We start from the raw sequence: 23,104 nt of genomic DNA on the forward strand, positions 1-23,104 counted from the left end.
TCCCGTCAGCCTCCTGGCCCGTCCCGTCAGCCGCCTGGACCGTCCCGCTGGCCGCTCAGTCCGGCGCTTCAGCCGCATGGCCCGTCCCGTCGGCCCCCGGGTTCCCGGCCCCGCAGGTTTTGCGTCCGCTACGACTCATAGCAGCACCCGCATGAGTCGTAGCGACAGCAAAGCCTCATCAGCAGCCGTGCAGCCGCCGGTTCCACGGCCGCCGCCCCCGGTCCCACGCCCCGCATGACCTCCGAAGGAGCAGAGTCTTGACCACTACCTCGCCCTCTCCCGCCGCCGGCGACAAGTCGCGCAATCCCGAAGCGCCCTATGACAAGCTCACGATCGGCGTCTGCCCCGACCAGTGGGGCGTGTGGTTCCCCGAGGACGAGAAGCAGATCCCGTGGCGCACCGCGCTCGGCGAGATGGCCGAGGCCGGCTTCTCCGTGATGGAGACCGGGCCGTGGGGCTACTTCCCGAAGGACGCGAAGGAGCTGCAGTCCGTGATGGACGAGCACGGCTTCCGCGTCGTGGCCGGGACCGGCTGGGGCATCCTGCACAAGGAGGAGGCCTGGCCGGAGACGGAGAGGACCTTCCGCGCGATCGCCGAGACCCACGCCGCCGTCGGCGCGGAGTACATGGTGCATCTGCCGCCGATGTACCGCGACGAGAAGACCTGGGAGTTCACCGACGACCGGGAGTTGACCGGCGAGGCGTGGCGGCGCTACGTCGAGAACGCGAACGAGCTGGGCCGCATCATGAAGCAGGACTACGGCCTGACGATGGTGCTGCACCCCCACGGCGACTCCCACATCGAGACCCCTGAGGAGATCGCCCGCGTCTTCGAGGCGACCGACCCGGAGCTGGTCAGCTTCTGCCTGGACACCGGCCACATCGTCTACGGCGGCGGCGACCCGATCTCGATGATCGACGAGTACCCCGAGCGGATCGGCTACGTGCACATCAAGGCCTTCGACCCGGACATCACCCGCGAGGCGCACGAGAAGGACTGGCCCTTCGGCGAGGCCGTCGCCAAGGGCGCCTCGGTGAAGCCGCCGGCGGGTCTGCCGGACATGAAGGACCTGGTCCAGAAGCTGGTGACCCTCGACAAGGAGCTGTACGTGATCTGCGAGCAGGACCTCTACCCCTGCGATCCGTCGCTCCCGCTGCCCAACGCCATCGCGACCCGCGAGTTCCTGGCCGAGTGCGGCCTGGGCGTGAAGTGAGAGGAGACCTCCCATGGTGAAGATCCTGCTGGATCCGTCCATGTACCACCCCCACCTCAGCGTCGCGGAGGAGCTCGCGAAGGCCGCCGAGCTCGGCTTCGAGTACCTCGAGCTCTCGCCCCGCGCCGATTTCCACGAGTGGCACCACTACCCCAAGGTGGACCGTCACCAGATCGCCGAGGTGAAGCAGGCGATGAAGGACACCGGGGTGAAGATCTGGACCTTCAACCCCGTCTTCGACTGGGCGAGCCCCGACGAGCAGGAGCGCCAGGCGCAGGTGCGCAACTGGAGGCGGCTGCTGGAGATCGCCGACGCGCTCGAGGTGCCGCTGATCGCGACCGAGTTCTCCGGCGACCCGAACCGCCCCCGGCAGAGCGAGGGCCAGTTCTACAAGTCGATGGAGGAGCTGATCCCCGTCTTCGAGAAGTACGGCCTGGAGTGCACGATCGAGGCGCACCCCTACGACTTCGTCGAGGAGAACGACCGGGCCGTGCAGATCATCCGCGGCGTGGACCGGGATTGGCTGAACTACGAGTTCTGCTTCCCGCACGCCTACCACCTCGGCCAGGGCGCCCGGGATCCGCGCGAGATGATGGACTACGCCGGTGACCGGCTGAAGCACCTGCACATCGCGGACGTCTTCGACCACACCGCGAACGTCGGCAACCGCTACATCATGAACCCGCCCGGGGTCGACGCCCGCATCCACCAGCACAACGAGATCGGCAACGGCGAGATCGACTGGGACTCCGCCTTCGCCTACCTGCGCGAGCGCGAGTACGACGGGCCCGTGTCCGTGTGCGTGTTCGGCTGGGAGGAGGAGGCCGACGCGATCAACGTGCGGATGCGCGAGCGGATCCAGAAGGAGCTCGGCGCCGGCTGAGCCCCGGGCCGACAGGATGCGCGCGTTCCGGGCCCGGCTCCGGGCCGACGGGGCGGCTGCGCCCCGGCCTCCCACCGGGCCGACGGGAGACGGCATCTCCGGCCCAGGCCGACGGGGCCCGCGTCCCGTCGGCCCTGCTTTTTCCACGGACTTCCTGAAGGAGACGACATGCGTGAGATCGGCATCGGCGTGGTGAGCCTCGGCTGGATGGGGCGGCTGCACTCCGCGTCCTACCAGCGGATCCCCTCCCGCTTCCCGGAGCTCGGCATCCGGCCGCGGCTCGTGGTCGCGGCGGACCCGATCGAGGAGAACCAGCAGGCCGCCGTGGAGCAGTTCGGCTTCGAGAAGGCCGTCGCCTCGATCGACGAGGTCCTCGCCGATCCGGAGGTGGACGTCGTCTCGATCTGCTCCCCGAACTTCCTCCACCGCGACTTCGCCGTGAAGGCGGCCACGGCGGGCAAGCCCTTCTGGATCGAGAAGCCGATGGGCGTCTCCGCCGAGCAGTCCCGTGAGATCCGCGACGCCGCGGCGGCGGCCCTGGGCGGCGCCGGCATCGCGACCGCGGTGGGCTTCAACTACCGCCATGCCCCCGCGATCGCGCACCTGCGCGAGCTCGTCCGCGGTGAGCGGCTGGGGCGGATCACGAACGTGCGCTGCTGGCTGATCGCCGACTACGCCTCCTCCCCCGAGGGGCCTCTGACCTGGCGCTACGACCGCGCCAAGGGTGGCAGCGGTGTGATAGGCGACCTGCTCTCGCACGGCGCGGACCTGGTCCAGCACGTCACCGGGCAGCGGATCGCCGAGGTCTCCGCGACCACCGACATCTTCGTCCGCGACCGGCCGATCCCGACGAAGCTCGGCGTGGGCCACGGCGGCTTCGAGGTGGGCGAGGAGCGCGGAGAGGTCGAGAACGAGGACTGGGTCGCCGCGCTCGCCCGGCTCGACGGCGGGGCGCACGCGACGCTGGAGTCCTCCCGCGTCGCCCGCGGCCACCGCAGCGACTACGCGCTGGAGGTGTTCGGCACCGAGGGCTCGGCCCGCTGGTCCTTCACCCGCATGAACGAGTTCGAGGTGATGATCGGCGAGGGCGGCACCGAGCACGGCTACACCACCGTGCTCGCCGGCCCGGGCCACGGCGACTACGACCACTTCCAGCCCGGCCCCGGCATCCCCATGAGCTTCGACGACCTCAAGACCATCGAGGGCGCCGCCTTCCTCTCCGACGTCGTGGACGGCACCCGCCGCGCCCCGAGCGCCGAGGACGGACTCAGCGCCGCCGAGATCTGCGAGGCGATCGTGCGCTCGGCCGCCTCCCGCAGCTGGGAGGACGTCGTCCAGGACTGACGACACCAGGGCGACGGCTCCCGCCCACGCCGGCACCACCCTCGGTGCAGCGCACGATTCGGCGTCCCCTGCGTGACCTCACCGCCCTGTGCGAGCTGAGGTCACGCCGGGGACGCCGAAATGTGCGCCCCCAAACGGCGGCGGCCCGTTCGGCGCAGGCGCGCCGCCGACGTTCCGGTCGCCTCAGCCCGCCCGTGCCGCCGAGATCGCGACCGGTGCGGCGTCCTCACCGGCGAGGGTCACCCCGACCCCGCTCGTCGGCCAGTCGAAGCCCGCCGGCAGCGCGGAGGCGTCGATCCGCACCGCGCCGGCCGGACCGCTGAGGAAGACGTGGCACATCCCGTCCTTCTCGACCGCCCGTGCCCAGTCGACCCCGTCGAGCGCCAGCTCGCCGAGGCCGCGGGAGCCGGCCAGGTGCGCCTTGTGCTCGGCCATGAACTCGCCGAGCGACTCGAGCGCCACGACCTGCAGCTCGTGCAGGGAACCGTCGGCGCGGGGGCCGACGTTCAGCAGCACGCGGCCGCCCTTGGAGACCGCGTCGACGACATGGCGCACGGCCTGCGCGCCGGACATGTACTGGGAGGCGTCCTCGACCTGGTTGTAGCCGAAGGACAGGCCCACGCCGCGGCAGTTCTCCCAGGGCTGCCCGTCGGGGATCTCGCCGGACTGGTACTCGGTGGTGACGAAGTCCTGCTGCGCGCCGGCGAAGCGGTCGTTGATCAGGCCCTCGGGACGGGCGGTGTAGAAGTGCTCGAGCAGCTCGCCGAGCCCGCCCTCCTCGAAGTGGAAGTTCTCGTCGGGCCAGCCGATGTCGTTCCAGAAGACGTCGGGTGAGTAGCGGTCGATGAGGTCGCGGACGTGGGAGGCGCAGTACTTCCCGTACTCGTCATCCCGCGGACGCTTCAGGTCGTGCACGTCCTCCCCGCTGACCAGCGGCTCCGTCGGCCGGACGTGCCAGTCCAGGCCGCCGGAGTAGTAGACGCCGAAGCGCATCCCCGCCTCGGTCACGGCGGTCGCGATCTCGCCGACGAGGTCCCGCTGCGGGCCGCGGCGCACGGTGTTCCGGTCCCCGGTGCCGGGGGCGTCCCACAGGGTCACCCCGTCGTGGTGCTTGGTGGTGGGCACGACGTAGTCGGCGCCCGCGCGGCGGAACAGGTCGGCCCAGGCGGCGGGGTCGAAGGCGGAGGTGTCCCACTGGTCCAGGAAGTCGTCGTAGGGCGCGTCGCCGTGGACCTCGCGGTGGTGCTCGGCCGCCGGGGAGCCCTCGATGCGGATCGTGTTGAAGTACCACTCGGCGTAGGGGTTGTGGGCGAACCAGCCGAGGTCGTCGGGGACCGCGCCGAGTTCTGCGGTGGGCTCGGCCCAGGCGGGCACGGAGTACGGTCCCCAGTGGATGAAGATGCCGAGCGGCGCGTCGCGGAACCAGTCGGGCAGTCGCTGCGGGAGGGAATCCCAGGTTGAGGGGTAGCTCATTGCGGTCGTGCTCTCCTTCGAGTCGGTGCGCCGGCTGTGCGACGACCGTCGGCGTCGGCGCTCGTCGGACGCTCCAAGCCTCTCAGACTCCGAGCAGCTGCTCCGGAAGCCGGTACACGCGCTGCGCCGTTCCGGCGAAGAGCTGCCGCTGCTCCTCCCCGCTCAGGTCCGAGACGATCTGACGGAATCCGTTCCAGATCTCCGGATAGGTCGCGGTGAGCCCGTCGACGGGGAAGTTCGAGGCGAACATGACGCGGTCGGGGCCGAACGCTTCGATGAGTCTCCGCACGATCGGGCCGTTGTTCTCCGCGGTCCACGGCACCCCGCGCAGCCCGATGCCGCTCGCCTTCATCGAGACGTGGGGGAACCTGGCCACGTGCTCCAGCGCCTGCGACCAGGCCTCGAGCGCGTCGGGGGAGCGATCCGAGGGCAGTGCGGCGTGGTTGATGATCACGGGGATGCCGGGATGCGCCTCGAGAAGCGGCACCGCCTCATGGAGGTGCCACCAGGCGACCTGCAGATCGAAGCTCAGTCCGTGCTGGGCGAGCTGTGCGTACCCCCGCTGCCAGTCCGGATCGGTCAGGAGACTCGGGGATGCTGCCGCCTCCGTCGGCCCCGGAGCCTGCCCGGGCTTGTTCCGCACCCCTCTCACCAGGGGGATCTCGGCAAGCGCTTCGAGCGTCCTGCCGACGTCGGGGTCCCGCAGCACGGCATGGGCGACGGCCGCGTCGGGCAGACCATGTTCATCGGCGATCGACGCGGTGTACTGCATCTCCCCGACGGGGTCCTCGACCTCCCACTCCGTCTCCATCGTCACCGTGCCGACGAGATCGATGCCGGCCTCGGCGGCATCCCCCCGGATGTCATCGGGCAGGTAGTCGCGCTTGATCGACTCGTAGGGCCCGTAGCGGAAGCCGATGTCCACGCCGGGACGGAGCCAGGGCTGCCGCCCGAGGCTTGGCTGCCAGAAATGGTGGTGTGCGTCGATGACCGGGCCGTCATAGAGGCTCATCGGGCCACCGCCGCGCTCTCACGCCGCGTCGCGAGCGGGCGGGCGAAGTTGATGGTGGCAGAGCCGAGCATGTACAGAGCGGCCGCACCGGCGAGGAAGGCGAACGCGCCGGTGTAGGAGCCGCCCGCCGCGCCGATCGCGTACCCCATGATCACGGGGGCGAGCGCCCCGCCGAGGCTCGACGCGATATTCATCACGGAGCCGACAGTGCCGACCTGCTTCGCGGGAGCGAGCCAGGCCGGGATCGCCCAGTAGAGACCGCCGAAGTTGGTGAAGAAGACCGCGAGAGCGAGCATCACGAGGGAGGCGCCTGCGCTGGGGACGGCGGGGATCAGGAAGACGGTCGCGACCATCGCGAGACCGGAGCCCACAAGGAGCGCCTTCATCACGCGGTTGTAGTTGCCCGACTTCGTGCGGCCCTTGTCAGCGAGCCAGCCCGCGACGAGCTGGCCGACGACGCCCATGCCGAAGACGAAGAAGGTCGCGCCGCCGACGCTGAGCAGGTCGAAGCCCCGCGCATCGGAGAGGTAGGAGGGAGTCCACGAGATGATCCCCCACCACACTGTCGCCCAGCCGAGACGCCCCAGCCACAGTCCCCACCAGGAGGTCGACCGGGCGTAGTCCGAGATCCGCGGAAGTGCCGCGGCCTCCTCGGCCGAGCCCTCTCCGGCCGCTTCGGCGGCGATGTCGGTCTGGGAGTCCTGGCGGATGTGCTCGAGCTCGGCGCTGTTGACCTTGGGGTGCTGCTCGGGGGTATCGCGCACGTAGAGGTAGTAGATGATCGCGGCGGCGACGGTCATGAGGCCGGTGATGATGAAGGCCCAGCGCCAGGACCCGAACACCCCGATGATCGAGGTGACGATGATGCCGCCGACGGCGCTTCCGAAGGCCCCGGCCATGTCGATGAACGTGGCGCCGCGGGCGCGCTCGCTCGGGGGCATCCAGGCGCTGTTGATCTTCGACCCGGACGGCGCGGTCGGCGCTTCGAAGGCTCCGAGGCCGAGTCGGGCGATGCCGAGGCCGATCCCCGAGGTCAGGAACCCGATCGAGGTCTGCACGAGACCCCAGGTCACACCTGCGGCGCCGACGACCTTGCGCGCGCCGAAGCGGTCGAGCAGCCAGCCGCCGGGGATCTGGAAGATCAGGTAGGTCCAGAAGAACAGCGAGAGGATCCAGCCCTGCATCGCGGGGTCGAGGTCGAGGTCCTCCGACATGTACGGCAGCGCGATCGAGAGAGCCGTGCGGTCGATGTAGTTCAGCAGGACGATCAGCCACAGCACGAAGAAGATGCCGAGGCGGACCCGGGTGGGCCGCAGCGGTGAGCGACCGGGGTTCGGTGCAGGTGCCGACATGAGAAGAGCTCCTTCACTCTGCTCGGGCAGTGGTGGGGATCCTCGTCGCGTCCCCGCAACCACTATTTCCAATAGGATCTCTGCACTCTATACCGTCGGCTCGATCTTGTCTGCATCGAGTCGCCCCCTGAGTACCGCGCGAAAGATCTCAGGTCAACTACGTCTCCTGCCTTCACCTCGGCGCTCGCCGCGGGCCTGCTCACGGCAGCATATGGACGCCCGGCGGGGCATTGCGCCTATAGGAACTGCTGCCACGTCGACGTGCCGGCTCGCTGAGCGCCGGAGCGTTCGGCCCAGCGTCCGGCATCAGCGAGCGGCGACCGCGGCGGTGAGCACGTCGATCACGTCGGCAAGCGCCTGCTCGCCGCCGACGTTGCCGGGGAAGACGACGTAGGGCGCGCCCAGGACCTCGTCGGGCGCCTCCTGGGCAGAGAACAGCGAGACCTGCCCGGGCCAGAACTGCCCCTCGACGCGGGCGCGACGGATGCCGAGGCCGTTCTCGGCGACCTCGTGGGAGGTGATCCCGCCCTTGGCGACCACCCAGGCGGGCTTCGCCTCGCGCACCCGGCGCACCACCTCGACCACGGCGTCGGAGACGCTGCGGGCGATGGCGAGGGACTCGGCGGGATCGTCGGTGCGCACCAGATCGCGGCTGGTGAAGACGACGCAGTCGGAGCTGCGGAGGGTCTCCTTCACCTGCGCGGCGACGCCCGCGAGGTGCTGCTCGCGGCGCTCGTCGAGCACGGAGGGGACGTGGATCTCGAGCTCGGCGAGGGTGCCGCGCCTTTGGACGGCGCGCAGCTGCGTGGTGGTCAGCCCGACGTGGGAGCCGACGACGACGAGGCCGTGGTCGAGCCGCCCCTCGGGGATCGTGATCGAGGCGGGGTCGACGACGCGGGCGCCCTGCTGCCCGACCAGCGGCCGCACGAAGGAGGGCGCGCAGCGGGTGACGAAGGTGCGGCCCTCCGCCTCCAGCAGCGCCATGGCCTCGGCGACGACCTCGAGGTCGGTGTACTCGGTGGCGTTGACGACCACCCAGCGTCGGTCGCGGGCGCCGGAGAGGATCTCCCGCACCCGGCCTGCGCCGGCACGGATGTCCTCGAGGGAGAGGGAGAGGACGTCGTCCGCTCGCACCGCTCCGCCGGAGCGCTCCTCGAGGAAGGCGCGCAGGTCGGAGCTGGTGAACCCGAAGGTGGCGTCGCGGGCGAAGTCGGTCTCGGCGACCTCGACGGACTCCCCGCCGACGGTGGCGTAGTGGACCTCGCCCTCCGTGAATCGGCCCGCCTCGAGCATCGCAGGGCAGAGCACGAAGGCGTCGACGTCGATGCCGCGTGCGGCGAGCTCGTCGGCGATGGCGACCGGTTCGGCGATGACGTGTCCGCGCAGGGTCGAGTCGGAGCGGGAGACGACGTGGAGCCCGGCGGCGGGCACTCCCCCGTCGAGCACCCCGGCGAGGACGCGCCGGTTCAGCGCGACCGCCTCCGCCTCGTCCAGCGCGCGCGTGTTCGTCAGCACGAAGCAGGCGCTGCCGGGTCCTTCGAGGACGCCGACGGGGATCGCCGGATCGAGGTCGAAGGCGACGTCGATCCCGGCGACGCACTGCGAGCCGGTGGGGTCGTCGTCGAGGATCAGCAGGCGACGGTCGGTGGACGCGGTGGCGGTCAACGGGGGCCTTCCGGTCGGGGCGGACGTCCCGCGGGGACGATGACGGGGAGGAGGCTGGCGCGAGGGAAGGACTCCCGATGCGGACGAGACGGCTCAGCTCGCGCCCGGGGAGGCCTTCGGCGCGGGGCCCAGCTCGGCCAGGAGCTGGGACATCTTCGCGTAGGCCTTGTTGCGGTAGGCGATGAGCTCGGCGGCAGTCGCCTCGTCGTAGTCGCCGAGCAAACCCTTGCCGTTCTTGACGCCCTTGCGGTCCCCCGCGACGGCGTCGGTGAGGATCGACGGGGTGGCGAGGCGGTCGCCGAAGGCGTCCTCGAAGGTCACGAAGCAGTTCGCGTAGACGTCCAGGCCCGCCTGGTCGGCGATCGCGAAGGGGCCGAAGAAGCCCAGGCGGAAGCCGAAGGTGGTGCGGACGATGGTGTCGACGTCCTCGGCGGTCGCGACGCCCTCCTCGACGATGGAGGTCGCCTCCTTCAGCAGCGCGTACTGGAGGCGGTTCAGGACCATGCCAGGGGTGTCGGCGACCTGAGCGCCCTCGTTCCCCGACTTCTCCAGCAGCTCCTTGACCGCGGCGACGGTCTCGGGCGTCGTGGCCTCGCCGGCGACGAGCTCGACGCCGGGGATGAAGGGGGCGGGGTTGGAGAAGTGGACGGTGAGGAAGCGCTCGGGGTTCTTGACCGCGCTGACCAGCTCCTTGACCGGGATGGTCGAGGTGTTGGTGCCGATGATCGCGTCGGGGCGGGCGTGCTGCGAGATCGTGCCGAGCACGTCGCGCTTGACGTCGAGGCGCTCGAAGACGGCCTCCTCGATGAAGTCGACGTCCGCGACGGCCTCCTCGAGGCTCTTGCCGGCGGAGATGTTCTTCGCGACGAGATCCGCGGAGCCGGGCGAGAACAGGCCCTGCTCCTCGAACTCGCGCGCCTCGCGCTGCAGGCGCTCGAGGGAGGCGTTCGCAGTGTCGACGCTGACGTCGGCGATGGTCACGTCGAAGCCGGCGATGGCGAGGACCTGAGCGATGCCGCCGCCCATGTATCCGGCGCCGACGATGGTGACGGTCGAGATGGTCATTCGGGGGAACTCCTTCGTCCGGTGGCGTCCCGCCGGACGCCGTCGCTGCGACCCGTCGTGTCGAGGTGCGCTGATCACGCACCGCACTCCGTCAGGCTCCTCGTGATCCTATGGGATCGATGCCCGGGCGGCGAGGAGCGGAGGCTGCGGCTGCAGCGCCCGCTCCTCACCGCCCGGGCCGGGTTCAGCTCTGATCGGACAGCGCCGAGGTCAGCACCTGGCGGATGTAGTGCACGTTCTCCGCGATGACGCCGAGGGAGTCCGATCCGTAGTGCTCGCAGCAGAACGGACCGGTGTAGCCGAGCTCGAGTGCTCGGCGGATCCCCTGGCGGTAGTTGATGTAGCCGTACTTCAGCGGCATCGGGGCGGTGGCGTACGCACCGGTGGTCGGGTCCTGGTCCCGGGAGTAGTTCTTGATGTGCCAGAAATTGGCATGGGGAAGAACCTTCTCGAGGATGTCCGTCCACGGCTCGACCTCGCGGTGCAGACGCACGAGATTGCCGATGTCGGGGTTCAGCCCGACGGCCTCGTGGTCGACGTCCGTCACGAAGGAGACGGCGTCGTCGGCGGTGCCCACGAAGGTGTCCTCGTACATCTCGAGACTGAGCTGGACCCCCTGTGCACGGGCCGCGTCGCCGAGCTCCCGGACCCGCTCGACCGCGAGGTCCCGGCGAGCCGGGTCGTCGACGTGCCCGTCGGCGAGCCAGAACCAGGTCGCCTTCTGCTGCACGGGGGTCAGAGCCTGCATGAACCCGGTGTTCACCACGGTCACGCCGAAGCTCGGCGCGATCTCCAGGTAGCGGTGCGCATCGCGCAAGTTCTGCTCGCCGTTGTCCGCGTCGACGACGGAGTTGCGGGTCATCGAGATCGAGGAGAGCGTCAGCCCCTCACCGTCCAGGACGCGGCGGAACTCCTCGAGGCGGTCCTCGCTGAGCGCGGCGAGCGGGAGCCAGGCGTCGGTGGGATCGACCTGGTGGACACCGAGCTCCTTCACCTGTCGCAGGTGGGAGGCCCAGACGGTCGAGGGTGCGTCCTTCAGCGGTGTCCCGTCGGAGGCGGCGCTGCCGAAGGAGAGCATGTTGGCCCCGATCGGCCAGGTCTCAGCGGTGTACATGGAGGTCCTTCCGGAATCTGTGCAGGACCGGGTGATCCTGGTGGTGTTGCGGGGAAGTGGGGCCGGCGATGACGCCGACGGGGGGGGGCTCAGGCGTCGACGCTCGCCTTCTGCGCCTGCGCCCTCTGACGGCGACCCTGGATCGCGGTCCACAGCGGCGGGACGACGAAGGCGAGGATCGCCACGACCATGAAGAACGCCGACAGCGGACGCTCGAACACGATCAGCAGGTTGCCGTGGCCCATGGACGAGGTCTGCACCAGGGTGCGCTCCAGCATCGGGCCGAGCACCAGGCCCAGCACGAGCGGCGCCGCCGGGAAGTCGTACTTCTTCATGAAGAAGCCGAGCACACCGGCGAAGAACACGACCCACACGGCGAACAGGCTGTTGCCGACGGCGTAGGCGCCCACGAGGCTCAGCACGATGATGATCGGGTACAGGTAGCTGTACGGGACGCGGAGCACCTGGGCGAAGACGGGTGCGAGCGGCAGGTTCAGGACCAGCAGCAGCAGGTTCCCGAAGAAGAACGAGACCAGCAGGCCCCAGACCAGGTCGGGCTGCTGCTCGAAGAGCATCGGCCCGGGCTGGAGGCCGAAGATCACGAAGGCGCCGAGCAGGATCGCGGTGGTGCCGGAGCCGGGGATGCCGAGTGCCAGGGTGGGGATGAAGCTCGCGTTCGCGGCGGCGTTGTTCGACGCCTCCGGGGCGGCGACACCCTCGACGGCGCCGGTGCCGAGCTCCTTGCGATGCTTGCCCACGCGGCCCTCGAGCCCGTAGGACATGAACGAGGCGAGGGTGGCACCCGCACCGGGCAGCACGCCGAGTGCGGTGCCGAGGAAGGTGCCGCGCAGTGCGGGGCCCGGGATGCGCTTGGCCTCGTCCTTCTTCAGCAGCAGGTCGCGGAACCCGGCGCGGATCGGCTTCTCTCCGCCGCGCTGGATCTGGTGGAGCACCTCGCCGAGGGCGAAGATGCCGATCATCACCGCGACGAACTCGAGCCCGCTGAGCAGCTCGACACTGCCGAAGGTGAATCTGGCGGTGGTGAACCCGGAGGCGATGCCCATCATCGACAGGAGCAGGCCGACGGCGGCCATGATGATGCCACGCAGCATGTTCTCGCCGGCGAAGGTCACGATCGTGGCCATGCCGAGCAGGATGATCGCGAGGGTCTCCGGCGGGCCGAAGTTCAACGCCCATGACGCGATGGGGGCGGCGATCGCGAGCATCACGATCAGCGAGAGGATCGCGGCGATGAACGAGGCGATGGCAGAGATCGCGAGAGCCGCACCGGCACGCCCCTTGCGCGCCATCTGGTAGCCGTCGAGCGTCAGCACCACAGAGGAGGAGTCGCCTGGTGTGGAGATCAGGATAGAGCTGATCGAGGCGCCGTACTGGCTGCCGTAGTAGATGCCGGCGAGCATGATCAGCGCGGTCACCGGCTCCATGGTGAGGGTCACCGGCAGCAGGATCGCGACACCGGTGGCGGAGCCGAGACCGGGCATCAGGCCGATCACGGTGCCCAGGACCACGCCGACCGCGCACCACAGGAGGTTCTCGGGGCTGACCGCGGTCTCGAGCCCCAGCATCAGGTTGTCGATCATCGGGAGTTCCTCACAGGATGCCGAGCATGCCCTGGGGCAGCGGCACCCCGAGCATGACGACGAAGATCAGATAGGCGACGGCGAGCACGGCGGCGGACGTCAGCAGAGAGGGAAGCAGCGGCTTCCTCTCGACCAGGAAGACGACGGCGAACATCATCACCGTCAGAGACAGCAGCATCCCGAGCACCTGGATGAGCAGCACCGCAGCCAGGACGATCCCGAAGATCAGAGGGACAGTGCGGCTGCGCTGCTTCGCGGTGCGCCCGAAAGTGTCCAGCTCCTCCTCGGACGAGGCGCCGCGCTCCTCCTTGGCCGCCGCCTGCGCGGCAGCAGCCTCGGCGGAGAGCTCTTCGGCCACTCCGCCGAGCCCGGCTGTCGAGCCGTCCTTCGGTGCCAGGAAGAGCCGACCGATGTCGGCGAGCGAGGCGACAAGGATGAACGCGCCGGTCAGCACGGGCATGAAGCCCGGCCCGATCTGGCCGTTGTCCCCGATGAACCCGTACCCGAGTCCCATCATCACCGCGACGAGGCCCACCAGCGCGAGGATCCCCGTGCCGACGAGGTCGCTCGTGTTCGGCATCGAACGGGCTCGCGGCGTCTCGATCGTCGAATCGGTCATGGCTCCCCCCGTCAGTTCCCGAGCACGGACTCGACGTCGGCGGCGTACTCGTGGAGGTACTCCACGAAGTCGTCGCCGTAGGCCGTGACCGGCTGCAGCATGTTGGACTCGATGAACTCCTTGTACGCGTCGCTCTGCTCGTACTCCTTGGCCTTCGCGATCCAGTACTCCTTGGCGGCGTCGTCGATGCCGCCGGGCGCGATGAAGCCGCGCCACTGTGCGAAGGTGACCTCGACGCCCTCCTCGGAGCCCGTGGGGATATCGGCGAGCAGGTCATACTCGTAGCGCTCCGGGGCCAGGGCGCACAGGGCGCGGATGTCGCCGGACTCGAGCTGGCCGGTGAGCTCGCCGGGGCTCGACGCGGCGACCTGGACGTGGCCGCCCATGAGGGCCGCGAGCACCTCGGAGCTGGACTCGAAGGTGACGCGCTCGAGGGTGATCCCCTGCTCCTGCTCGATGAGGCTCCAGGCGATGTGGTCGGGGCCGGTCGCGCCGGAGACGGCGGCGTTGAGCTGCTCGGTCTTCGCGGCCTCGATGACGTCGGTGATCGACTGGAAGGGCGAGTCCGCGGCGACGACGACGAGGTTGTAGTCCTCTCCGGCCTTCATGATCGGGGTGAAGGACTCGTAGGTGAAGTCGACGTCCTGCACGATCGGGAGGGTGATCAGCGCGGTCTCGCTCGCGAGGAGCATGGAGCCGTCGCCCTCGGCGTTGGTGAGCCCGGAGTAGCCGACCGCGCCGGAGCCGCCCACACGGTTCTCCACGGTGATGGTCGCGCCGGTGACCTCCTCGAGGCCTGCGGCGATCGCGCGTCCGGCGATGTCGGAGCCGCCGCCGGCGGAGAACGGGACGATCATCGTCACGCGATTGCCGGGGTCGAACTCCCCGTCGGCGGAGCTGCCTCCGCCGGAGCCGCCGGAGCAGGCGGAGAGCGCGAGGCCGACGGTGCCGATGGCGCCTGCGGTGAGTACGGAGCGTCGCTTCATGGTCAGATCTCCTCGTTGAGACGGGCGGCCGACGCATCGTCGACCGGGGGGGGTGGCGGTCCGCGGAGCGCCGTCCGGAGACGACGATACCGAAGATCCTATTGGAAATGTGGGGTGAGAGGTCTCGGTCGCGCAACGACCGACGAGCAGGACCCGGATGGCCTCGGAACTCTCCGGCCCTCGATCAGGGCATCCGTTCGGACGCCGACACCTCAGGGCATGCCGGCCACAGGGCGGCCCGGCCGGTCCTCCGGAGCACCCTGCCCTGAGGTCAGGCGGTGCGCGACTCCGCGGTCTGAGCGCCGAGGCCGACGGAGATGTCGAAGGCGCGCTGGCTGGGGCCGAGGTGCGCCACGTTCTTGCCGACGATCTCGTAGGCGGTGCCGTGCGCGGGGGTTGCGATCGGCACGGGGAGGCCGCCCTGGACCGTCACGCCCTTGTCGAAGCCCATGAGCTTCACGGCGATCTGGCCCTGGTCGTGGTACATCGTCACGACCCCGTCGAACTGGCCGTCGCGGGCCTTGATGAACAGGGTGTCGCTCGGGAAGGGACCCTTCACGTCGATGCCGTCGACCTCGCGGGCGAGCTCCACACCGGGGGCGATGTGGTCGATCTCCTCGCAGCCGAACTGGCCGTTCTCACCCGCGTGGGGGTTGAGGGCCGCGACGGCGATGCGAGGCTTATCGACCCCGGTGCCGAGCACGACCTGGTTCAGCAGCTGGATCGCCTGGCGCACGCGGCCGGCGCTGATGTGCTGGGCGACCTCGGAGATCGGGATGTGCGAGGTGACGCGCGAGGTCGTCAGCCCGGGCACGAAGTTCAGCTCGCTCGTGAAGCCGTCGAAGCCGAGCTCCTTGGCGAACCAGCGCAGCTCGTCCTCCTCATGCATCCCGGCCAGGTGCAGCGAGGTCTTGTTCAGCGGCAGGAACATGATCGAGTCGACCTGCCCGTCCTTGAACATGGCCAGCGCCTTCTCGAGATCCTCCATCACCCGCGCACCGGCGGCGACCGAGGTCTTCGCGACCTCGACCTCGATGTCCTGGCGGGGCGAGCCGACCAGGTTCACCGCGCCCGTGGTGGGGGAGTCCGCGACAGGCACCGTCACGCCGGCGGCCGCGCAGGCGCGGTCGAACTCCTCGCGGGAGACGAGGGCCAGCACCTGGGCCTTGTCGAGGTTGCCGGGCTCGGCGAGCAGGCGGACGGCGAGCTCGGGGCCGATGCCCGAGAAGTCGCCGAAGGTCATCGCAATGCGGGGGGCGGGGGCGGGCATCATCGTCCTCTTCCGTCGTCGGTCCGTGAGCGGAGGCGCAGACCAGCATGACCGCGTCGCTGCAAACTCACTATCCAATAGGATCGTGGATCATCCTAGGGCCGGGGGCGCGGATGTCAAGGGCCGCGGCGTGCGCGACGGCCGCATCGCCCCTCCTCTTGGTACCTTTCCAGGCATGCCCGCCTTCTCCGACAGCACCTCCGACGCCCTCGCCGAGGCGCTGTCGGCCGTTCCCGCGGGAACGCCGGTCTCCGGCGTGGCGGGCCGGATGCTCGAGCTGTTCACCGGCGGGGACCTGGAGCCGGGCACGCGTCTCCCCCCGGAGCGGCAGCTCGCGAGCGCGCTCGGCGTGGGCCGCTCGGCCATCCGCGAGGCGCTCGCGGCGCTCGAGATCCTCGGGATCGTCGACGTGCGCCCCGGCTCGGGCACCTACCTGCGCGGCACCGCGAGCGAGCTGCTCCCCCAGACCCTCAGCTGGGGCCTGATGATCGGCGAGCGCAGCACCGACCAGCTGATGGAGCTGCGCGCAGGCCTGGAGAGCTACAGCGCCCGCCTGGCCGCCGAGCGGATCTCCGCCGAGCAGATCGACGCCCTGCGCGAGTCGATCGAGGGCATGCGCGAGGGCTTCGAGGACCTCGACACCTTCGTCACCGCCGACGCGGCCTTCCACGCCGTGCTCGGCGCCGCCGCGCAGAACCCGATCGTCACGGACCTGCTCGCCGTGAGCCGGCAGCTCCTGCGCGTCTACAACGACCGCTCTGTCCACGAGGTCGAGGACATGCGCGTCGCCCTGGAGGAGCACGCCGCGATCCTCGAAGCACTCGAGGCGCACGACGGCGACCGCGCGGCCTCCGCGATGATCGCGCACATGGCCACGGCGCGGGCGCGGCTGCTGCGCGCCGTCGAGGAGCCGGCCGCGGACTGAGCACACCCGGCTCTCGAGCCGCCGCTCCCCCGCGCTTCAGCATCTGACCGCCCGGCTCACACCGCGGCGGGCACCGCCCCGCCGCCCTTCCTGCAGCGCAGCTCCGCGCCCACGCGCCCTGCAGCGCGTCGCCCACCCCCTGCCGGCCTCACAGGGTGCACTCGCGCTGCGGCGCCTCGGCAGTCCTCGGCCCCTCCCCTTCGACGCGCGCCCCCACCCGAGCACCCTCCACTCTCCCAAGTCCAACCGGTTGACCGGTTGCCGTTCTTCCGTCTACGGTGACCACCACACACCTGCCCGACACCAACGACGGAGTCCCCCGGACAATGAAGATCGGCATCGGCACCTACTCCCTGTTCTGGGAGTTCGAGTGCCGCAACCCCTCCCCGCTCGACATCCCGGGGATGATCGACCGCGCCGCACAGCTCGGCTGCGAGGTCTTCCAGATCTGCGACGACCCCCGCATCGAGCAGCTCGACACCGCCGGCCTGCACGACCTGCGTGAGCGCGCCGAGCTGCTCGGCGTCGAGCTCGAGCTGGGCACCCGCACCATCGGGCGCGAGCACCTGGGCAGGTACCTCGACATCGCCGAGGCGCTCGACGCCCGCACCCTGCGCTCGATGATCCAGTCGCAGGAGATCGCCACCGGTCCCGAGGCCGCAGTCGCCGAGCTGCGCGCCTCGCTCCCCGGCCTCGAGGCGGCGGGTATCTCCCTCGCGCTCGAGACATACGAGCAGGTCCCCACCTCCACGCTGCTCGGCATCGTCGAGGAGCTCGACTCCCCGCACGTGGGGATCTGCCTGGACCCGGCCAACTGCGTCTCCGCGCTCGAGCACCCGAAGGACGTGGTGGAGGCCTGCGCCCCGCACACCGCGAACCTGCACGTGAAGGACTTCGCCTTCGCGCGCCAGGAGGGCTGGGTGGGCTTCACCTACTCCGGCGCCCCGCTCGGCGAGGGCCTGCTCGACCTCGACCACGAGCTGCGCCACGTCTACTTCGGCGACCGCGCCACGTCGGCCGTCGGCCGCACCCCGTCCGCGATCGTCGAGCACTGGCTGCCCTGGCAGGGCGATCTCGCCACCACCCTCGAGGCCGAGCGCGCCTGGACCGACCGCACCCTCGCGGCGCTCCGCGATTGGCGCGAGGCGCACCGCCTCTCGAACGCCTGACCCGTCGGCCGACGACGACCCCGTCGGCCCGCCCCGACCAGCACCGGCCCCGCCGGTCCCCACCCCGCGACCTCGTGTCGCACCGCCCTGCGGCCCCGCCGCACCCCCAGCGACACCCGTCGCCCCACCAGAAGGAGTCACCGATGACCAGCAGCAAGGAACTGAACCCCCTGTACGGCAAGACCGTGGAGCTCGATCCGTCGATCACCGTCGCCGTCGTCGGCGCGGCCGGGAAGATGGGCACCCGCGTCTCGAACAACCTCAACCTCACCGACGCCCCGATCCTCTACGTCGAGGCATCCGAGGCCGGCCAGCAGCGCCTGGCCGAGCTCGGCCGCGAGGTCTCCTCCCTCGAGGACGCCGCGACCGCGGCCGACGTCGTGATCCTCGCGGTCCCCGACGTGATCCTCGGGAAGATCTCCGAGCAGGTCGTGCCGCTGATGAAGGACGGCTCGGTCCTGCTGACCCTGGATCCGGCCGCCGCCTACGCGGGGCTGCTCGCCGAACGCGAGGGCGTCCACCAGGCCTGCGCGCACCCCGCCCACCCGTCGGTCTTCCTCGAGCGCACCACGCCCGAGGAGTGGGCCGACACCTTCGGCGGCATCGCCGCGCCGCAGGAGGTCGTGGCCGCCTACGAGGGCGGGGACGAGCAGGTCCGGGCACGCACCGCCGAGGTGATCCGCGCGATCTACGCCCCCGTCATCGACGTGCACTGGGTGACGATCAAGCAGCTCGCCCAGCTCGAGCCCACCCTGGTGGAGACCACCGGCTGCATGATCGGCCAGTTCCTCAAGGACTCGATGGACCACGCGATCAACGAGGTCGGCATCCCCGAGAAGGCCGTGAAGGCCCTGTTCTACGGCCACATCTTCATCTCGCTCACCAACGCGCTGCGCGGCTCGAACCCCTTCTCCGAGGCGTGCCTGCGCGCGATGGACTACGGCCGCGAGTCCATCATCAAGCCCGACTGGACGAAGGTCTGGGACGACGAGGAGCTCGACACCGTGCTCGCCCAGATGCTCAATCTCGACAAGATCGAGCGCTGACCAGCACATCCACCGGCCGGGGCGGTCGCTGACGACCGCCCCGGCCCGTTCCGGAAGGACCTGATGGACCCCCTGCTCCTCGTCGGCATCGCCGCCGGCGCGATCGCGATCCTGCTGTTCACGGTCATCAAGCTCAAGTGGCCGGCCTTCGTCGCGCTGCTCCTCGTCGCGGTGCTCACCGCGCTGGCCGGCGGCATCCCCGTCCAGGACGTCGTCCCCCTGATGATCGAGGGCATGGGCGGCACGCTCGGCAGCGTCGCCCTGCTCGTGGGGCTCGGCGCGATGCTCGGCGGGATCATCGAGCGCACCGGCGGCGCCGAGGTCATCGCCCACGCGGCCGCCGAGGCGCTCGGAGAGAAGCGCCTGGCGCAGGCGCTGCTGATCGCCTCCGGCCTGGTGGCGATCCCGATCTTCTTCGACGTCGCCTTCATCATCCTGGTCCCGATCATCTTCGCCTTCGCGAAGGCGGCGGGGCATCGCGGACCGGTCGCGATCGGCATGCCGGTCGCCGTGTTCATGGTGTTCATCCACAACACCGTCCCGCCGCACCCCGGCATCGTCGGCTCCACCACCCTGCTGGGTGAGGATCTGATGGGCCTGGTGACCCTCTCCGGCATCGTGCTCGCGATCCCGATGTGCCTGCTCGTCCACCTCGTCGGCAAGCGCGTGACCTCGAAGGTCTTCACGCTCAGCCCGGAGATCGAGGCGAGGTACGCCGGCACAGGCGCGGCCGAGCTCGGCGGCGCGGGGCGCGGTCGCCGCGCCGCCGTCGGCGGGAACGACGGCTCAGCGGCCGACGGCGCCTCCGGCTCCTCGCACGGCGTCGCCGCCTCGTCCCTCGCCCTCGACCCCGCGGGCACCCCCACGGGCGACGACCCCTCCGACGGCGGGACGACCGCCGCGTCGTCGGCCGACGGGGAGCTCGCCGGGCGTCGCCCGTCGGCCGGCCTGGTGACCGCGCTGATCCTGCTGCCGATCCTGCTGATCGCGCTCGGGACCGTCGGCGGACTCGTCGCCGAGGAGGGCTCGACCGCCGCGCACGTGGTCTCCTTCCTCGGGGCTCCTGCCTTCGCGCTCCTGGTCGCGACGCTCGCGGCGATGTACCTGCTGGGCATCATGCACGGCTGGGGCAGGGCCCAGATCAGCGAGGTGATGGACGGCGCCCTCGGCCCGGCCGCGATCGTCATCCTGGTCACCGGCGCCGGCGGCGTCTTCGCGAAGGTGCTCACCGAGACCGGCGTCGGCGATGCGGTCTCCGGCCTGCTCCTGGACGCGGGCGTGCCGATCCTGCTGCTCGCCTTCCTCGTCGCGCTCGCCTTCAAGGTCGCCCAGGGCTCCGGCACCGTCGCGACCCTCTCGGCCGCAGGCATCGTCCAGGGCACCGTGATGGCCGGGGACTACTCGCCGATGCAGGTGGTGCTGATCATCCTCGCGATCGGGCTGGGATCGGTCTCGCTCTCCCACATCAACGACTCGGGCTTCTGGATCGCCACGAAGTTCCTGGGACTCTCGGTGGCCGACGGGCTGCGCACCTGGACGGTGCTGACCTCGGTCCTGGGCTTCACGAGCATGCTCCTGCTCTCGCTGGTGTGGCTGGTGGTCTGACCATTTCGTCGAAGCCTTCCGCCCGGAGGGCCCACGCCGCATGATCAGGGGTCGGGCAGGGCGCCCCGCCCGACCGGGAGGCTCCGGCCGACGGGACGCTCCCATCGACCGGCGCCCCCTGCCCGACCCCGCTAATTTCCTATAGGATCATTCTGCTGCGGCGCGGAGCGCCCGGCTCCCCCACGACCCCGCGCCGTCGACCCCGCACGGCAGCACCCGGAGGAATCCACGATGACGTACCTCTTCAACGACCCGGCCGCCTTCGCCGCTGACGCGGTCCAGGGCCTGGCCCTGTCCCATCCCGACCACGTGGCCGTGGTCCACGGCGGCGTGGTCCGCGCGACCGAGACCCCCGCCGGCCAGCCCGCCCTCGTGATCGGCGGCGGCTCCGGCCACTACCCCGCCTTCGCCGGCTGGGTCGGCCCCGGCATGGGCCACGGCGCCCCCTGCGGCAACGTGTTCGCCTCCCCGTCGGCCTCCCAGGTGTACTCCGTGGCGCGCAACGCCGAGAACGGCGGCGGCGTGATCCTCGGCTTCGGCAACTACGCCGGCGACGTGCTCCACTTCGGCGCCGCGGCCGAGAAGCTGCGCGCCGAGGGCATCGACGTACGGATCATCAAGGTCAGCGACGACATCGTCTCCAACACGCCGGAGAACCACCGCGACCGCCGCGGCATCGCCGGAGACCTGCCCGTCTTCAAGATCGCCGGCGCCGCGATCGAGGCCGGCGCGGACCTCGATACGGCCGAGCGCCTGGCGTGGAAGGCCAACGACGCGACGCGTTCCTTCGGCGTCGCCTTCGACGGCCCGACCCTCCCCGGCGCCACCGGCGCCCTCTTCCACGTGCCCGAGGGCCAGATGGGCGTGGGCCTGGGCATCCACGGCGAGCCCGGCGTGCGCGACGAGCCGATCGGCACCGCCGACGAGATCGCGGCGATGCTGGTCGAGGGCGTGCTCGCCGAGCAGCCCGAGCGCGCCGAGGGCGGCTACCAGGGCCGCGCCGCGGTGCTCGTCAACGGCCTCGGCACCGTGAAGTACGAGGAGCTCTTCGTGGTCTACGCGAAGGTCGCCGCACTGCTCGAGGACGCGGGCATCACGCCGGTCCGCCCCGAGGTCGGCGAGCTCGTGACCAGCCTCGACATGGCCGGCCTGTCCCTGACCCTGGTGTTCCTCGACGAGGAGCTCGAGCAGCACTGGCTCGCCCCGGTCGACACCCCCGCCTTCCACCGCGGCGCGATGACCGGCGCGGCGGAGCGCCCGCGCCGCACCGCCTTCTGGGAGGCAGGGGCCGACGAGACGCCCGCGGCGAGCAGCGAGTCCCGCGAGGTCGCCGAGAAGGTCGCCGGGGTGCTGGACCTGTTCGCGGGCGTGTGCACGCGGGAGGAGGCCGAGCTCGGCCGGATCGACGCGATCGCGGGCGACGGCGACCACGGCCAGGGCATGGCCTACGGCTCCAAGGGTGCCGCGGCCGCCGCGCGCCAGGCGCTCGAGGACGGCGCCGGGGCCCGCACCCTGCTGGTCCGTGCCGGTGAGGCCTGGTCCGAGTCCGCCGGCGGCACCTCCGGCGCGCTCTGGGGCGCGGCCCTCATCGCGGCCGGCGCCGTCTACGACGACCAGGCCGGAGCGGAGGCGCGCACCGTCGTGGACGCGGTCGACGCCGGGATCGACGCGATCCAGCGCCTCGGCGGCGCCCAGGTGGGCGACAAGACTATGGTCGACGCCGCCGCGCCCTTCCGCGAGGAGCTCGCGAAGGCCTTCACCGGCGAGAACGCGGCCGAGGCGATCCTGCAGGCCGCGGACGTGGCCCGCGAGGCGGCCGACGCGACCGCCGAGATCACCGCGACCCTGGGCCGCGCCCGCGTGCTCGGCGAGAAGTCGGTCGGCACCCCGGACCCGGGCGCGATCTCCTTCTCGATCCTCATGCGCGAGCTCGGCCAGCACCTGTCCTGATCTTCCTGGCCGGGAGGGTGATCAGCTCCCCTCCCGGCCGGGACCCCCACGGACGGGAGAGTCCCTCCCCCGCCGCGGCTTCGCCCCGGGACTCGCACCGACCGCGGGTTCACGCCGCGATCCCGTCCCGGGCATGCTGGGACGAAGGACCCCACCACCCAGGACCGAGGGACCCACCGCCTCGACGCCCGATCCGTACCCGCCACCTGCACATCCGTCACGCATCACCAGAAGGAGAACATCATGGCTCTGACCATCGTCACCGGTTCCGACAACGCCGGCTACGGCCACAAGTCCGCGCTCAAGGAGCTGCTCGAGCAGGACCCCCGCGTCGGGAAAGTCCTCGACGTGGGCGTGACCGGCCGTGAGGACGGCACCTACTACCCGAACGTCGCGGTCGAGGCGGCGGAGAAGATCGCCGCGGGCGAGGCGGATCGTGCGCTGCTGATCTGCGGCACCGGTCTGGGTGTCGCGATCGCGGCGAACAAGGTCTCCGGCATCCGCGCCGTGACCGCGCACGACCTGTATTCGGTGCAGCGTTCGGTGCTGTCGAACAACGCGCAGGTGCTGTGCATGGGCGAGCGCGTGATCGGGCTGGAGCTCGCGAAGGAGCTGTTGAAGGTGTGGCTCGACCTCGAGTTCGACCCGGAGTCCTCCTCGGCGGCGAAGGTCGACGCGATCTGCGCCTACGACGGCTCCCTCGAGAAGTGAGCTGACGCCGGGCCCGAGCCCCGGCACGGTGCCCCGGGCACGAGCCCGGCACCCCGGCTCGGGCTGACCGGCTCTGCCCCGGCACCCGGGCCGGCGGCGC

General features: G+C 70.8%; 18 protein-coding genes and 1 pseudogene. 9 read left to right on the top strand and 10 right to left on the bottom strand.

What is annotated here, in order from left to right:
• Positions 1 to 257: 257 nt before the first annotated feature.
• The 3 genes from A4A78_RS02080 to A4A78_RS02090 all read left to right on the top strand — a co-directional run bounded on the left by A4A78_RS02080 (position 258) and on the right by A4A78_RS02090 (position 3,441).
• Positions 258 to 1,214: a TIM barrel protein gene (locus A4A78_RS02080; RefSeq protein ID WP_062946773.1), complete on the top strand. Its 957-nt coding sequence runs from the start codon at positions 258 to 260 to the stop codon at positions 1,212 to 1,214.
• 13 nt (positions 1,215 to 1,227) lie between these two features.
• Positions 1,228 to 2,097: a sugar phosphate isomerase/epimerase gene (locus A4A78_RS02085; RefSeq protein ID WP_062946774.1), complete on the top strand. Its 870-nt coding sequence runs from the start codon at positions 1,228 to 1,230 to the stop codon at positions 2,095 to 2,097.
• A gap of 168 nt (positions 2,098 to 2,265) precedes the next feature.
• Complete coding sequence (locus A4A78_RS02090; RefSeq protein ID WP_062946775.1) at positions 2,266 to 3,441, top strand: Gfo/Idh/MocA family protein; 1,176 nt, start codon at positions 2,266 to 2,268, stop codon at positions 3,439 to 3,441.
• A gap of 183 nt (positions 3,442 to 3,624) precedes the next feature.
• Here A4A78_RS02090 and A4A78_RS02095 read toward each other — a convergent pair.
• The 10 genes and pseudogenes from A4A78_RS02095 to A4A78_RS02140 form a co-directional block, all read right to left on the bottom strand.
• Positions 3,625 to 4,920 (bottom strand): annotated as a pseudogene (locus tag A4A78_RS02095) (alpha-L-fucosidase); the annotation flags it as partial.
• 76 nt (positions 4,921 to 4,996) lie between these two features.
• The gene (locus tag A4A78_RS02100; RefSeq protein WP_062946777.1) at positions 4,997 to 5,926 is read right to left on the bottom strand and encodes an amidohydrolase; all 930 of its coding nucleotides are present in this window, start codon (positions 5,924 to 5,926) and stop codon (positions 4,997 to 4,999) included.
• A complete protein-coding gene (locus tag A4A78_RS02105) occupies positions 5,923 to 7,278 on the bottom strand; it encodes an MFS transporter (protein WP_062946778.1) in 1,356 nt (451 codons plus the stop codon). Before A4A78_RS02105 ends, A4A78_RS02100 begins: the two co-directional genes overlap by 4 nt.
• A gap of 306 nt (positions 7,279 to 7,584) precedes the next feature.
• Positions 7,585 to 8,943 (bottom strand): four-carbon acid sugar kinase family protein, encoded by a 1,359-nt coding sequence (locus A4A78_RS02110; RefSeq protein WP_062946779.1) that lies wholly within the window; start codon positions 8,941 to 8,943, stop codon positions 7,585 to 7,587.
• A gap of 93 nt (positions 8,944 to 9,036) precedes the next feature.
• On the bottom strand, positions 9,037 to 10,008 hold the full coding sequence (locus tag A4A78_RS02115; protein ID WP_062946780.1) for a 3-hydroxyacyl-CoA dehydrogenase family protein: 972 nt from the start codon (positions 10,006 to 10,008) through the stop codon (positions 9,037 to 9,039).
• A gap of 184 nt (positions 10,009 to 10,192) precedes the next feature.
• Positions 10,193 to 11,122, bottom strand: coding sequence for a sugar phosphate isomerase/epimerase (locus A4A78_RS02120; protein ID WP_062946781.1), 930 nt, complete (start codon positions 11,120 to 11,122; stop codon positions 10,193 to 10,195).
• A gap of 89 nt (positions 11,123 to 11,211) precedes the next feature.
• Complete coding sequence (locus A4A78_RS02125; RefSeq protein ID WP_062946782.1) at positions 11,212 to 12,723, bottom strand: tripartite tricarboxylate transporter permease; 1,512 nt, start codon at positions 12,721 to 12,723, stop codon at positions 11,212 to 11,214.
• Between the two features lie 10 nt (positions 12,724 to 12,733).
• Entirely contained in the window at positions 12,734 to 13,342 is a 609-nt protein-coding gene (locus A4A78_RS02130) for a tripartite tricarboxylate transporter TctB family protein (RefSeq protein ID WP_062946783.1), read from the bottom strand.
• Positions 13,343 to 13,353: 11 nt separating this feature from the next.
• Positions 13,354 to 14,328 (bottom strand): tripartite tricarboxylate transporter substrate binding protein, encoded by a 975-nt coding sequence (locus A4A78_RS02135; RefSeq protein ID WP_062946784.1) that lies wholly within the window; start codon positions 14,326 to 14,328, stop codon positions 13,354 to 13,356.
• A 271-nt stretch (positions 14,329 to 14,599) separates the two neighbouring features.
• Positions 14,600 to 15,601, bottom strand: coding sequence for a 4-hydroxythreonine-4-phosphate dehydrogenase PdxA (locus A4A78_RS02140; protein WP_156488519.1), 1,002 nt, complete (start codon positions 15,599 to 15,601; stop codon positions 14,600 to 14,602).
• A 172-nt stretch (positions 15,602 to 15,773) separates the two neighbouring features.
• Here A4A78_RS02140 and A4A78_RS02145 point away from each other — a divergent pair, with 172 nt between their 5' ends.
• The 6 genes from A4A78_RS02145 to A4A78_RS02170 all read left to right on the top strand — a co-directional run bounded on the left by A4A78_RS02145 (position 15,774) and on the right by A4A78_RS02170 (position 23,004).
• Complete coding sequence (locus A4A78_RS02145; protein WP_062946786.1) at positions 15,774 to 16,523, top strand: FadR/GntR family transcriptional regulator; 750 nt, start codon at positions 15,774 to 15,776, stop codon at positions 16,521 to 16,523.
• A 278-nt stretch (positions 16,524 to 16,801) separates the two neighbouring features.
• Complete coding sequence (locus A4A78_RS02150) at positions 16,802 to 17,692, top strand: sugar phosphate isomerase/epimerase (protein ID WP_231880810.1); 891 nt, start codon at positions 16,802 to 16,804, stop codon at positions 17,690 to 17,692.
• Between the two features lie 143 nt (positions 17,693 to 17,835).
• Positions 17,836 to 18,738: a phosphogluconate dehydrogenase C-terminal domain-containing protein gene (locus tag A4A78_RS02155; RefSeq protein ID WP_082835140.1), complete on the top strand. Its 903-nt coding sequence runs from the start codon at positions 17,836 to 17,838 to the stop codon at positions 18,736 to 18,738.
• Positions 18,739 to 18,801: 63 nt separating this feature from the next.
• Positions 18,802 to 20,343, top strand: a complete 1,542-nt coding sequence (locus A4A78_RS02160) for an SLC13 family permease (RefSeq protein WP_062946788.1) — start codon at positions 18,802 to 18,804, stop codon at positions 20,341 to 20,343.
• A 231-nt stretch (positions 20,344 to 20,574) separates the two neighbouring features.
• A complete protein-coding gene (locus A4A78_RS02165) occupies positions 20,575 to 22,293 on the top strand; it encodes a dihydroxyacetone kinase family protein (RefSeq protein WP_062946789.1) in 1,719 nt (572 codons plus the stop codon).
• Positions 22,294 to 22,536: 243 nt separating this feature from the next.
• Entirely contained in the window at positions 22,537 to 23,004 is a 468-nt protein-coding gene (locus A4A78_RS02170) for a ribose-5-phosphate isomerase (RefSeq protein WP_062946790.1), read from the top strand.
• Positions 23,005 to 23,104: the final 100 nt, after the last annotated feature.

Source organism: Brachybacterium sp. sponge, from assembly GCF_001613775.1.
GTDB lineage: Bacteria > Actinomycetota > Actinomycetes > Actinomycetales > Dermabacteraceae > Brachybacterium > Brachybacterium conglomeratum.